The organism is Desulfurellaceae bacterium (assembly GCA_021296095.1).
GTDB lineage: Bacteria > Desulfobacterota > Binatia > Bin18 > Bin18 > JAAXHF01.
Window position 1 is genome coordinate 24,263 of the sequence record JAGWBB010000036.1, and the last position, 12,222, is coordinate 36,484.

The window sequence follows — 12,222 nt, forward strand, 5'->3', positions numbered from 1 at the left end:
ACCACCGGTACGGCGTGCGAGCGCTCCACGACCTGCTGTTCAAAATTCTGATCCGTGACCTCAATCGTCCACTGATTCATCAGCCCTCTCCTTCATCGGAGGGCCAGCCTACCACAGCTCACAGCGCGCTTCTATCTGCTTCCATTTTGCCGACCGATAGGATATCTGCCAGGGGAAAGTTCATGCTGAAGGCTCGTGTCCTCCCCGGCCAGGCTAAAGGAGGAAGCAGCAAGGAGTAACAAATGGCCGCCAAGACCATGTTTGAAAAAATCTGGGACGCGCACCTCGTGCGGACCGAGCCGGACGGAACGGCGCTGCTGTACATTGACCGCCATCTGGTCCACGAAGTCACCTCGCCCCAGGCGTTTGAGGGTCTGCAACTGACCGGCCGCAGCCTGCGCCGGCCCCAAGCCGCCCTGGCCGTGCCCGACCACAATGTGCCGACGACGGATCGCGACAAACCGATCGAAGACCGGGTCAGCGCCAAACAGGTCGAGACCCTGGAAGAGAACTGCCAGGCTACCGCCATGCCGCTGTTCTCCATGAACGATATCCGCCAGGGCATCGTCCACGTGATCGGTCCCGAGCAGGGCTTTACCCTGCCGGGCACGACGATTGTGTGCGGCGACTCGCATACGGCCACCCACGGCGCGTTCGGGGCGCTGGCTTTCGGCATCGGGACCAGCGAGGTCGAGCACGTCCTGGCCACCCAGTGTCTGCTGCAAAAACGGGCCAAGACCATGGCTGTCCGGGTTGACGGGACGCTGCCCGAGGGCTGTACGGCCAAAGACATCATCCTGGCCGTGATCGGCACGATTGGCACGGCCGGTGGCACCGGGCATGTGATCGAGTATATGGGCTCGGCCATTGAAGCATTGTCGATGGAAGGCCGCATGACGCTGTGCAATATGTCGATTGAGGCCGGCGCCCGGGCCGGCATGGTCGCGCCCGACCACAAGACGTATGACTACCTGCGCGGCCGGCCACTGGCGCCCCAGGGCGCCGTGTTTGATCGGGCGGTCGCGGCCTGGCAACAGCTGCCGTCCGATCCGGGAGCGCGCTTCGATGCCAGCGTCGAGCTGCGAGCCGAAGACATCCGGCCCCAGGTGACCTGGGGAACCAACCCCGGCATGGTGACCGATATCGCCGGCACGGTGCCCGACCCCAAGGATATGCCGACGCCGGACATGCAGGAGGCCACTGAACGCGCCCTGGCCTATATGGACCTCAAAGCCGGCACCCCGATCACCGACATTCCGATCGATAAGGTGTTCATCGGCTCGTGTACCAACTCACGGATCGAAGACCTGCGCGCCGCAGCCGCGTGTATCAGCGGCAAGCAGGTCGCGGCCAGCGTTCAGGCCCTGGTGGTGCCGGGCTCGGGGCTGATCAAACAGCAGGCCGAAGAGGAAGGGCTGGACCAGATCTTCAAACAGGCCGGTTTTGAGTGGCGTGAGGCCGGCTGCTCCATGTGTCTGGCCATGAACGCGGATGTTCTTCAGCCCGGAGAACGCTGCGCCTCGACCAGCAACCGGAATTTTGAAGGCCGCCAGGGCAAGGGCGGTCGGACCCACCTGGTGTCGCCGGCCATGGCGGCGGCGGCGGCGGTGGCCGGGCATTTTGTCGATATTCGAAGCTGGAGCTGAACGTCTTCGACCTGTCCCGCCGGGGCCGGCCACACACAGGAAAACGTCGAGGAAAACATCATGGACAAATTCACCGTCGTCACAGGCATTGCCGCCCCGCTGGATCGGGTCAATGTCGATACCGACCAGATCATTCCCAAGCAGTATCTCAAAACCATCAAACGCACCGGACTGCGCGAGGGGCTGTTTTCAGACTGGCGCTACACCAGCAGTGGTGAGACGGACACCAGCTTCTTCATGAACCAGCCGCGCTACCAGAACGCCGCCATCCTGGTCGCCGGCAACAACTTCGGCTGTGGCTCGTCGCGCGAACACGCGCCCTGGGCGCTGCTCGACTACGGGTTGCGGTGTGTGATTGCGCCCAGTTTTGCCGACATCTTTTTCAATAACTGCTTCAAGAACGGCATGTTGCCGGTTGTGCTCACCACCGACGAGGTCGCCCAGCTCATCGCCGAGATCGAGGCCAGCCCGGGCTGTGAACTGAGCGTTGACCTGGCCGCCCAGACGGTGACGACGCCGTCCGGGACCAGCTTCCACTTTGAGGTCGATCCCTTTCGCAAGAACTGTCTGCTGAACGGGCTGGACGAGATCGGCCTGACCCTGCAGAACGAGGCCGATATCACAGCCTATGAGCAGCGCCGCAGGCAAGACGCGCCGTGGTTGTTTCTGGAGGATGCCTGAGGCCGCAGGGGCGAGTCCGAACAACCCGCCTGTGACGCTTTTCCCATGCAGAGCTATGCCCTCAGCGCCGCCGAATGCACCCTCCTGCACCAGGCCGCAGGCATGGCCGGCGACCGCTTGTCGCGCCACGAGAATGACGCGGGCGTGCGGGTGATGGAAACCCTGATCGCCCAGCTTGAAACCCAACCCGCCAAGGTCCGGCTGAGCGAGCTTCAGCGCGAGGTCTTGGGCAAAATGCTGATGAATATAAGCTATGATTTGTTGCAGGCGGATGAGGACGGGCAGTCGGCACTAGCCGAAACCCTGGCCGAGCGTCTGTTTGAAGACGAGCAAGGAGAAACTGAATGAAAGTTGGCGTGGTTATCCGAAATATGGGTCCCCAGGCAACCAGACAGATTATTGGCGACTGCGCCAGGGCTGCGGAACAGGCGGGCTTTGATGCGGCCTTTGTGGTCGATCACTTGGCCATCCCACCCGACCAGACCGAGGGCTCGGGCGGACGCTATTTCGACCCGCTGATGACGCTGGGCTATATCGCCGGGGTTACCGAGCGCATCAGGATCGGCATTTCGGTCCTGGTCATGCCCTACCGCCCGGCCGTGCTGACCGCCAAACAGCTGGCGACCCTCCAGGAGCTGTCCGACAATCGGGTTATTCTGGGGGCCGGGGTCGGCTGGCTGAGGCAGGAGTTTGAAGCCTTAGGGGTTGATCCACGCAAACGCGGCGCGCTGACCAACGAAACGCTCGAAGTCATTCACCAGCTGTTTGCCAACGATGTCAGCGCGTATAACGGCACGCACGTCAAATTCCCCGAGTTCGTGTTTGCGCCCCGGCCGGCCCGGCCGCCAATCTGGATCGGTGGCGCCGGCCCAAAGGCGCTGGAGCGGACCCTGCGCTTTGGAGACGGGTATTACCCGATCGGGCTCAAGCCGCCCGAGCTGACCGAGGTCAAGACCTATCTGGCCGAAGAGGCGGCAAAACGCGACCGGGCCGCACCCGAACTCATCACCGGCGGCATGATCCGTGAAGACCCGGTGGCCATGCTGGACCGGATCAAGATGGTCGAGGAAGCCGGGGCCGACTACTACGTGCTGGGCCTGGGGCGCTACGAGAACGCCGATGGCTATAAGCGCAGCATCGACAAGTTTGCGACCGAGGTGATGCCCAAGCTGTGAAGGGTATGAGCCGGGCGGGCGGCGGGCCGCCTACTCGGTCCGCGCGCCCCGCTTGTGGGCCACCTCTAACAGGCGGCCCGGAAAGTCGGACATAATTCCGTCTACGTCAAGCTCGAACAAGCCTTCCATCTCGTGTCGGTCATTTACGGTCCACACGTGGACCTCCGCGCCAAGGTCGTGGATAGCGGCAACGGTCTGGGGCGTGACCAGGGCCACGCCCTCGTATGCGGGCGGGATCTGGAACGCCCGGCCGGGCGGCCGGTAATCGCCAAGCTGCTGGCTGAAGACCCGCTGCATAAAAGCAAGCACCTCCGCCGCCGCACAGTTGGTGGCAATATCCGGGGCCAGGCTCCTGGCCCGAGCCACCACCGCCTCGTGCTCTGAGGCCAGGATGACGGCCTCGGCCATGCCGCACTCCCGCACGACCGCAATCACCTGTTCCTCTATCGGCGGTTCTTGTTGTTTGATCTCGACCGTAAAGCGGACGTGCGGGAAGCGGCGCAGCACGTCGGCCAGGAGCGGGATGGTCACGCCCTGGCCCCGAAACGGAAACGCTTTGCCATCGTCGGGCGTAAAGTGATAGCCGGCGTCGAGCCCTTGCAGGTCGGCCAAGCCGTGCTCCTTCACCAGCCCGTGCCCGTTGGTCGTGCGCTCCAGGGTGTCGTCATGCATGACCACCACCTGACCGTCACGGCTCAGATGCACGTCCAGCTCCATATACACGACACCCAGGGAGGCGGCCCGCTGGAACGCGGCCAGGGTATTTTCCGGGGCTTCGCCACTCGCACCCCGGTGGGCGAACAGCCGTGGGGTCGGACCGCGAAAGAACTTGCTCATGGGCTTCTCCTTACACAGACTCGTCGTGTGTCTGTCCTAGCTCAGCCGTCAGGATTGTGCGAGAGGCAGTGCCGCCCAAAATCCCGCTCGGGAGATTAGCGTCATCCCCTTTGCTTCCCCTGGAAAAAGAGATACGGAATACTCCAATGTCCCTCCAGACGCCGATTCAGGCAAAGCTCTTTCCCCCACCCTCCCGCCCCCATCTGTCAACCACAGGGAGAGGGATTGAACGCCAATTCAACATCCCGTTTGTCGCGGGTCTAGCGTTGCGAGAGAAGCAAATTCAACAAAACTACCGTCCGATCATTGCGGTCCATAAATGGTTTGCGCGGAGACCGGGAACACTGTTCCGGGCGCTACTCCTCTCAGAGTTTGCCGCCGGCCCAGTTCAAGACACTTTCTTTCAGGCCCACCAGCTCAAGGGGATAAGAGTTGCCGACCCGTTCATGGGCGGCGGGACGCCACTGCTGGAAGCGAATCGAGCCGGCTGTGACGTGCTGGGTTATGATATCAATCCGATGGCGTACTGGATTGTCAAGCAAGAGATCGAACGCTTAGACCTGCCCACCTATCAAAAAGCGGCCTATGAGGTATCGGCACGGCTGGAGGAGCAAGTAGGGCCCTGGTATCGGACCACATGCCTCTCCTGCCGTCAGCCGGACGCCCAGGTTAAATACTTTGTGTGGGTCAAGACTCAGCAGTGCTCGAAGTGTGGCAAGAACTTTAACCTGTTCCCAGGATTTTTACTGGCAGAAAACCGGCGCCACCCAAAGAATGTACTGGTCTGCTCTGTCTGTGGCGAACTCAACGAAGTCGCCGATAAGAAAGCTCCTGGCGTATGTGCTCAGTGCAGCAATCCTTTGCTTCTCAAAGGTCCTGCACGCCGTAACCGTTGCCAGTGTCCCCAGTGTGGAGAGATCAACACGTATCCGCAGCGGCACAACGGTCCGCCTCAACATCGCATGTTCGCCATTGAGTACCACTGCCTACACTGTCAACCCCACCATCGCGGTCGTTTCTTTAAGAAACCTGACTCCGGAGACCTCGCTACATACACCCAAGCCGCTCAAGCCTGGGATTGTGTGCGCTCGACCTATGTCCCAGACGAAGAGATACCGGCCGGAGACGAAACAGACCGCCTCCATCGCTGGGGCTATCGCTATTACCGAGAAATGTTCAACGAGCGGCAACGCTTTGGGCTCGAACTCCTCTGCCGTGCGATTCACGAACAGACAGATGAGCGGATAAAACAGGCGCTGGCAACAAATCTGTCAGACCTGCTGCGCTACCAAAACACGTTGTGTCGGTATGACGCCTATGCCCTGAAGTCTCTCGATATCTTTTCCGTCCACGGCTTTCCGGTCGGTCTGATCGAATGTGAGTCAAATCTACTCGGCATCGTGAACCAGAGAACCGGGAACAACGTCGGCAGCGGAGGCTGGTCGAACATTGTCGAGAAGTTCCTGAAGGCCAAGCAGTACGGCGATCACCCGTTTGAAATCGACCACAGAGAAGGGAGAAAAGTTCAGATTCCGATCCGTGGCGAATGGATCGGCGAAGGCCACAGAGATGGCGCCGCGCGTCAGGTTTTCCTCACCTGCGGCAGTTCTACCCAAGCAGAGATTCCTCCGGGGTCGCTGGATGCCGTTTTGACCGATCCCCCCTACTTTGCCAATGTCCAGTACGCAGAGCTGATGGACTTCTGCTACGTCTGGCTTCGCCGCTTGCTGGGGAAGAAAGAGCAAGCGTTCAGGCGTAAATCAACGCGGAATAAAGATGAACTCACGGGCAATGCGACCATGGCTCGGGATATTACCCATTTCACCTGGGGTCTGTCAGCCGTGGTCTGCCGAATGGCAGACGCGCTCAAACCTGGAGCACCCTTCGTATTTACCTATCACCACAGAACGATTGAGGCATATTTTCCTCTGGCCATAGCCCTTCTCGACGCTGGCCTTGTCTGTTCGGCCTCTCTTCCTTGTCCGGCTGAAATGGGTGCCTCTATCCATATCAACGGGACGACGTCTTCCGTTGTTGACACCGTATTTGTGTGTCGCTCGACAGGACACGTCTCGCGCCGCACCCTTGTTTCAACGGCCGAAGAGGTCACCCGCTTGGTGACCGATGACTTAGCCCAGCTTCGGGAGAGTGGACTAAAACCAAGCCGTGGTGATGCGCGGTGCATCGCCTACGGCCATCTCATCCGTCTGGCTGTCTGGATTCTTCGCGGGGAGTGGCGCCCCGAGCATCCGGTTGAAGAAAAAATGCGGCGAGTCGCCAGCGCAGTCCAGTCCCTAGGAGGTGTTTCAGAAATTGAACAGCATCTCCCGGATGATCTCCTCCAGAAGGTGAACGGCAAGAATTTCCAGATCCACGAGACCACAACAGCCTACGGCCCCGACGATGAACTATCCTTTTGAGGCGTCGTACCAGGCAATACAAGCCGATCCAGAACCATTTATTTCTTCGGTGTTTTCCTCCTTAGAATCAGAGTTTCTGGTTCTGCCCAAGGGAGACGGCTTTATTGACTATCCACAGTTTGAGCAGGCGTATGAAACCTTAAAGAGAGCCACGGGCGGTTTTGACAATCTGAGCGGGGCCAGCGTTCTTCCCGTTGCCATGCAGAGCCCTCTCATCCTTATCGTCTTACGTACCATGCTCGGCTTCACCCCTCCTGAGTGGGCCTATGTTGCTGCGCAGAGAACACAGGTCGAAATCACCCAAGGGTTTGCTCGGAGCTTGGACCGCAAGATTCGGATGGCTCCGCTCGCCCCGCTCCGCCCAGGCCGCGCTACGGTTCGTCGGGTTAAGGCCCTGGTCGACGTAGCCTGCCAGTTGCTCAACGCTTCTGCTCCGCAGACTGACAGGGACAAGATTCACCGACTGGACAAGGCCGACACCCGAGAAGGGAGTCTGACGATTCGGAACCTGGCAACGCTGGGAGTTCCCTACGCCATGCTCCTGTACGAAAGACTGCTGGGACGGCCTTTTGCCGGACACCGGGATTCAGTGTCCGATCTGGTCGGAAATATCCTTGAGGCTGAAATTGCGAAGATTTTGGACGACGCGAAAATCAGTAAGCGCCAAACCAAGAGGGCAGAGAAGATTCCAGGCTTTGACCAGACTCCGGACTTCGTCATCCCGGACGAATATAACCCTCAGGTCATTATCGAGGCCAAGATTACCGAAGACGACGGGACGGCCCGCGACAAAGTCACTCGGATTCAGCACCTCGGAGCCCTGAGTCTGGAGGGACAACCGCCGGACTCTCCCAAATACGAGGTCATTGCCTGTATTGCCGGGCGCGGTTTTGGGGTGCGCAGAGAGGATATGAAAAAGCTGCTTCTCGCCACACGCGGAAAAGTGTTCACCTTCAAGACGTTGGATCGACTCATCCCTAATACGCGCCTGCAAGAGTTTCGGACCAGGTGAACTCCCAGCGGCTTGAAGAGAGCATCAGCAAGAAACAGACAGCAGCTCGGCCCGCCTTTCGTGTGGACGGGCTCAGCTAACTCGACACCGTCAGGCCGTCGACCAGCACGGCCGGAATGAACATCCGGCTCAGGTTTGGCTGATAGGTATTCCCCCGGGCGCGGATGGCTTTGAGCAGATCGAAAAAGTTGCCGGCAATCGTCACGCTATCAACGGCCTGTTGACGCTGGCCGTTCTCGATCCAGAAGCCCTGCACGCCGATGGAAATATCGCCGCTCAGCGGGTTGCAGCCGGCCGCGCCTTCAAGCTCGGTCACCAGCAGACATTTTTCCGGCAGGCCGCTCAAGGCGTCCAGGCTGTGGGCGCCGGTCGGCATCACGATATTATGCCCCGAGGTCACAATCCCGCCGCTGTAGCTCCGCCCGGCGTGCCCGTTGGACTCGCGTCCGTCGCGACGCGCCGACTCGATGTGGTACATGAACTCCTCAAAGCGACCTTTGGCAATCAGCGGAACCGTGCGGGTCGGGATCCCCTCGGCGTCCATATAGCGCGAGCTGCCCGCTCCGACCCGGTGGGGTTCGGTGCTCAGGTCCAATGACTCGTCGGCGATCAGCTCGCCCAGCCGGCCCTGCAAGCGGGATTGCCCCTTTTGGGCGGCTTCGGCCGAGAAGCAGCCCAGGTAGAGGCCGAGCAGTTGCGGCGCACAGTACTCGTCGAGCACGACCGGCACCTGTCCGCCGGACACCGGGCCGGCCGTCAACAGGTCGGCGGCTTTACGGACGGCCGTGCTGCCGATGAGCGTACTCTGAGTCGGATCCCAGGCCCGTCCGACCCACATATGGCCGCCGCTCTTGCGACGCTCGCCGTCTTCGAGCAGAGCCTGGCAGTAGGCCCCGACATTGTTTTGGCGCTGTTGGTAGTCAACCCCGTGGGTCGAGACGATGCGGTAGGCGGAGCTGGAACGCGACACCGTCAGGTAGGGCACCGCAGTCACCCGCGCGTCGGCCTGGCGGGCGGTGGCTTCAACCTCCAGACCAAACGCGCCCAGCTCGTCAACCGTCAGCCGCTCAATGGCGGGATTCAACAGCTCAAGGTCCTGGGGGTCGGGCAGATCGGGGGCGGCCTGGGGCAGCACCACCTCGGTCGGATCGTTGAGCAGGGCGTTTTCCCTGGCCGACCGAAAGGCTTTTTCCAAGGCCGCGGCTTCCAGGCGCTCGGTCGAGGCGATGCCGGTTCGGCCCTGGTGTACGACCCGGATACCGAGCCCGAGCGCGGTCGCCTGGTCGATTTTCTCAACCTGGCCGTTCAGCACGCGCAGCGACAGCTGTTCGCTGCGCTCGACAATCAGGTCAACCTCGGGCTCGCCCTGCTCGCGGGCCAGGGACAGCACGTAGTCAATCGCAGCCTGCTGATCCATTAGCGGCCTCCGACCAGAATGGAGTCGACTTTCAGCGTTGGCTGGCCGACCGTGGTCGGTACCCAGCCGCTCGACGCACCGCACATGCCGGCGGCAAACTCCAGATCGTTGCCGACCATCGAGATACGCGGCAGGATTTCATAGCCCTTGCCGATCAGGGTCGCCCCCCGCACCGCTTCGGCAATTTTGCCGTCCCGCACGATGTAGCCTTCCTGGACCGCAAAATTGAACTCACCGGTGGACGGATCGACCGAGCCACCGCCCATCTTTTTGGCGTACAGACCATACTCCACAGAGGCGATGATCTCCTCGGGAGTATGCGGTCCGTTGTCGATATAGGTGTTGCGCATCCGCGACACCGGGGCGAATTTGTACGACTCACGCCGTCCCGAGCCGGTCTGCGGCACGCCGACCTGGCGGGCGCCAATACGGTCGGCCAGATAGGCTCTGAGCACGCCGTTTTCGATCAACACGGTTCGCTTGGCCGGTTCCCCCTCATCATCGACATTGATGGACCCCCAGCGGTGGTCGAGCGTGCCGTCGTCAATCGCCGTCAGCACGGACTGGGCGACGGTTTCGCCGATCTTGCCGACAAACGGTGAGGCGTTCTTGCGGATGGCTTCGGTTTCCAGCGGATGGCCGCAGGCCTCGTGGAAGATCACCCCCCCAAAGCCGTTGCCGATAATCACCGGCATCGTCCCGCCCTCAATATAACCGGCCCTGGCCATGCGGATCGCCCGCTGTCCGGCGTCGTTGGCCAGGGTGGCCAAATCGAGACCCTGAAAGAACTCATAGCCGCCCAGCACCCCGGGGCTTTCCATGGCCGTCTGCGGTCCGTCGCCGTCTTCGGCAATCGCGCTGAGCCGCAGCCGGGAGTAATGCGCGGAATCCTCAATCCACAGGCCGTCGCTGTTGGCAATCAGCACCGAGCGCTGTTTCTCGGCCACCGAGGCGCCAACCTGACGGATGACCGAACCGGTCTGGCGGGTCAGCCCGTCGAGCTGGCGCAGCAGCTCGACCCGCTCGTTTTTGGATACGCTGGCCGGGTCGATCATCACCGGATGCCGATCCGCCACCTGTTCCTTGTGGAAGGCGGTGGACGATCCGCCGGCTTTGGCCTCGCGGGCCAGATTCGAGGCCAGCCGCAGCAACGCGTCTTCGGACACATCACTGCTGTAGCCATAGGCGGACTCATTGCCGAACAGCAGACGAATGCCGACGCCAAAGGCGTTGCCGGAGTTGATCCGGTCGAGCTTCTGTTCCAACAAGTCAATGGACGAGCTTTCGGATTCTTCGACAAAGACCTCGGCAAAATCCGCGCCACGGCTCAGGCCAAGGTCCAGAATCTTGCGGACGGTTGTTTCAGGCAGCATAGCGATTCCTCCAGACTGGGGATTCGAGCCCTGTCTTAGCACAGCAGACAATAGAGGGGAAAGACTATGCGTTCTTGTGCAAACTGCTCCCTCACCGTGGCATAGCAAAAAGCACCGGAAAACTTGATCCTGTACCGTGCCGGTGCTAGGCTCGGCTCACTTTTTCGAGGAGTAGAGACGATGAACGGTCCACACGATATGGGCGGCATGACGTGCTACGGTCCGGTCGAGCGCGAAGACAAGGAACCCCTGTTTCACGCCGCGTGGGAGAGGCGGGTGTTTGCCATGACCATGCTGTCGCTCGGAGGCGTGGCCAACCTGGACGAATTTCGCCACGCCATCGAACGCATGGACCCGGTTCACTATCTGTCTTCGAGCTACTACGAGCACTGGCTGGCCGCCCTGGAGACGCTGGCCGTGGAGAAAGGGGTGCTCAGCCCCCAGGAACTGGCCTCAGGCAGGCTCCTGGGCGAGGCCGCCAATGCCTCGGACCCGCTGCCGTCCGAGGTCGTCGCCCAGGTCGTCCGTCGGGGTGCCTCGGCCGAACGCGACAGCGGGCGGCTCACCCCGCGCTTCGCTCCCGGCGACCAGGTTGTGGCCCGCAATATCAATCCAGCCGGTCATACCCGGATGCCGCGCTACGTGCGGGGCAAGCCGGGCCGGATTGATCGTGTCCACGGCACCTTCGTCTACCCCGACAGCAATGCCCACGGCGGCGGCGAACAACCCCAGCCGCTGTATTCGGTCTGTTTCGAGGCTCAGGCCCTGTGGGGGCCTGACACGCCGCGCCGCGACAGCCTGTACATCGACCTGTGGGAAGATCATTTGGAAGCCGCATGAGGACAGTCTTATGAGCAACGAGCATCATGACGCTCCGCCCGATCCCAGACTCGAAAAACACCACACGCCCGAGCAGACCCAGGCTCTGGAAGAGCGAGTCGGGGCGCTCGAGTCCGTCCTGACCCAAAAGGGTCTGGTCGCAAGCGCAGCGCTCGACAAGATCGTCGAGCTGTACGAAAACGACCTGGGACCGCTCAAGGGCGCCCAGGTTGTGGCCCGCGCCTGGGTTGACCCGGCCTATAAACAGCGCCTGCTGAGCAACGCCACCGCCGCCATTGAGGAGCTGGGCCTGGGAGGTTTGCAGGGCGAGCACATGGTCGTGGTCGAGAACACGCCGACGACCCATAATGTCGTCGTGTGTACGCTGTGCTCGTGCTACCCCTGGCCGGTCCTGGGCCTGCCGCCGACCTGGTTCAAGAGCGCGCCCTACCGCTCGCGGGTGGTCATTGATCCGCGTGGTGTGCTGCGCGAGTTCGGCCTGGAGCTGGACGAGTCGATCGCCGTCCGGGTGTGGGACAGCAGCGCCGAGATTCGCTACATGGTGCTGCCCGAGCGGCCGAGCGGGACCGAGCAGCTGAGCGAAGACGAGTTGGCCCGGCTCGTCGACCGGGACGCCATGATTGGCGTGACCACGGTGCGCTTTGACCCCGACCCGCAGTCAGCATGACCAGACCCGCCAAATCGACCATCGCCGAAATGCCCGGCCAGGCGTCGCTGCCCCGCCGCAGCGGCGAACTCGTGTTCCACGACCAGTGGGAGCGACGGGTGTTTGCCATGGCCGTGTCGCTGTGCGAACAGGGCTATTACTCGTGGGACGAGTT

At 61.6% G+C, this 12,222-nt stretch carries 13 protein-coding genes; 10 read left to right on the plus strand and 3 right to left on the minus strand.

Translation table 11 applies throughout. From position 1 onward, the window contains the following. From J4F42_10570 to J4F42_10590, 5 genes are all read left to right on the plus strand, one after another. Positions 1-239 (plus strand): hypothetical protein (locus J4F42_10570; protein ID MCE2485944.1); only part of this gene is annotated, 239 nt, incomplete at its 5' end. A gap of 3 nt (positions 240-242) precedes the next feature. Next, positions 243-1,646, plus strand: a complete 1,404-nt coding sequence (gene leuC, locus J4F42_10575; protein ID MCE2485945.1) for a 3-isopropylmalate dehydratase large subunit — start codon at positions 243-245, stop codon at positions 1,644-1,646. A gap of 60 nt (positions 1,647-1,706) precedes the next feature. Beyond that, positions 1,707-2,327 carry a 3-isopropylmalate dehydratase small subunit gene (leuD, locus tag J4F42_10580; GenBank protein MCE2485946.1) on the plus strand — a complete coding sequence of 207 codons (621 nt, stop codon included), beginning with the start codon at positions 1,707-1,709 and terminating at the stop codon, positions 2,325-2,327. 45 nt (positions 2,328-2,372) lie between these two features. Continuing rightward, positions 2,373-2,675, plus strand: a complete 303-nt coding sequence (locus J4F42_10585) for a hypothetical protein (protein MCE2485947.1) — start codon at positions 2,373-2,375, stop codon at positions 2,673-2,675. Next, the gene (locus J4F42_10590) at positions 2,672-3,502 is read left to right on the plus strand and encodes a TIGR03619 family F420-dependent LLM class oxidoreductase (protein ID MCE2485948.1); all 831 of its coding nucleotides are present in this window, start codon (positions 2,672-2,674) and stop codon (positions 3,500-3,502) included. Before J4F42_10585 ends, J4F42_10590 begins: the two co-directional genes overlap by 4 nt. A 30-nt stretch (positions 3,503-3,532) precedes the next feature. On the opposite strand, the gene J4F42_10595 is transcribed toward J4F42_10590, so the two are convergent. Then, positions 3,533-4,339 (minus strand): glycerophosphodiester phosphodiesterase, encoded by an 807-nt coding sequence (locus tag J4F42_10595; GenBank protein ID MCE2485949.1) that lies wholly within the window; start codon positions 4,337-4,339, stop codon positions 3,533-3,535. 146 nt (positions 4,340-4,485) lie between these two features. Between J4F42_10595 and J4F42_10600 the strand changes: the two genes are divergently transcribed. Continuing rightward, on the plus strand, positions 4,486-6,759 hold the full coding sequence (locus J4F42_10600) for a DUF1156 domain-containing protein (GenBank protein ID MCE2485950.1): 2,274 nt from the start codon (positions 4,486-4,488) through the stop codon (positions 6,757-6,759). Beyond that, positions 6,743-7,771 (plus strand): hypothetical protein, encoded by a 1,029-nt coding sequence (locus tag J4F42_10605; GenBank protein MCE2485951.1) that lies wholly within the window; start codon positions 6,743-6,745, stop codon positions 7,769-7,771. The genes J4F42_10600 and J4F42_10605 overlap by 17 nt, the downstream gene beginning before the upstream one ends. Positions 7,772-7,847: 76 nt before the next feature. Here J4F42_10605 and J4F42_10610 read toward each other — a convergent pair whose 3' ends face one another. Together J4F42_10610 and J4F42_10615 are read right to left on the minus strand one after the other, a co-directional pair. Further along, a complete protein-coding gene (locus J4F42_10610; GenBank protein MCE2485952.1) occupies positions 7,848-9,188 on the minus strand; it encodes a TldD/PmbA family protein in 1,341 nt (446 codons plus the stop codon). Further along, positions 9,188-10,561, minus strand: a complete 1,374-nt coding sequence (locus J4F42_10615) for a TldD/PmbA family protein (GenBank protein MCE2485953.1) — start codon at positions 10,559-10,561, stop codon at positions 9,188-9,190. Before J4F42_10615 ends, J4F42_10610 begins: the two co-directional genes overlap by 1 nt. Positions 10,562-10,741: 180 nt before the next feature. Here J4F42_10615 and nthB point away from each other — a divergent pair, with 180 nt between their 5' ends. The 3 genes from nthB to J4F42_10630 form a co-directional block, all read left to right on the plus strand. Continuing rightward, on the plus strand, positions 10,742-11,401 hold the full coding sequence (gene nthB / locus J4F42_10620; protein MCE2485954.1) for a nitrile hydratase subunit beta: 660 nt from the start codon (positions 10,742-10,744) through the stop codon (positions 11,399-11,401). Between the two features lie 10 nt (positions 11,402-11,411). After that, positions 11,412-12,068 carry a nitrile hydratase subunit alpha gene (gene nthA, locus J4F42_10625; protein ID MCE2485955.1) on the plus strand — a complete coding sequence of 219 codons (657 nt, stop codon included), beginning with the start codon at positions 11,412-11,414 and terminating at the stop codon, positions 12,066-12,068. Continuing rightward, positions 12,065-12,222, plus strand: a 158-nt coding sequence (locus J4F42_10630) for a nitrile hydratase subunit beta (GenBank protein MCE2485956.1), incomplete at its 3' end; no start/stop codon positions are given. The genes nthA and J4F42_10630, both read left to right, overlap by 4 nt.

What these genes read in the sequence shown, in the direction of transcription:
- leuC (MCE2485945.1), top strand. Translation starts at nt 243, where the DNA reads ATGGCCGCCAAGACCATGTTTGAAAAAATCTGGGACGCGCACCTCGTG.
- leuD (MCE2485946.1), top strand. Translation starts at nt 1,707, where the DNA reads ATGGACAAATTCACCGTCGTCACAGGCATTGCCGCCCCGCTGGATCGG.
- J4F42_10585 (MCE2485947.1), top strand. Translation starts at nt 2,373, where the DNA reads ATGCAGAGCTATGCCCTCAGCGCCGCCGAATGCACCCTCCTGCACCAG.
- J4F42_10590 (MCE2485948.1), top strand. Translation starts at nt 2,672, where the DNA reads ATGAAAGTTGGCGTGGTTATCCGAAATATGGGTCCCCAGGCAACCAGA.
- J4F42_10595 (MCE2485949.1), bottom strand. Translation starts at nt 4,339, where the DNA reads ATGAGCAAGTTCTTTCGCGGTCCGACCCCACGGCTGTTCGCCCACCGG.
- J4F42_10600 (MCE2485950.1), top strand. Translation starts at nt 4,486, where the DNA reads ATGTCCCTCCAGACGCCGATTCAGGCAAAGCTCTTTCCCCCACCCTCC.
- J4F42_10605 (MCE2485951.1), top strand. Translation starts at nt 6,743, where the DNA reads ATGAACTATCCTTTTGAGGCGTCGTACCAGGCAATACAAGCCGATCCA.
- J4F42_10610 (MCE2485952.1), bottom strand. Translation starts at nt 9,188, where the DNA reads ATGGATCAGCAGGCTGCGATTGACTACGTGCTGTCCCTGGCCCGCGAG.
- J4F42_10615 (MCE2485953.1), bottom strand. Translation starts at nt 10,561, where the DNA reads ATGCTGCCTGAAACAACCGTCCGCAAGATTCTGGACCTTGGCCTGAGC.
- nthB (MCE2485954.1), top strand. Translation starts at nt 10,742, where the DNA reads ATGAACGGTCCACACGATATGGGCGGCATGACGTGCTACGGTCCGGTC.
- nthA (MCE2485955.1), top strand. Translation starts at nt 11,412, where the DNA reads ATGAGCAACGAGCATCATGACGCTCCGCCCGATCCCAGACTCGAAAAA.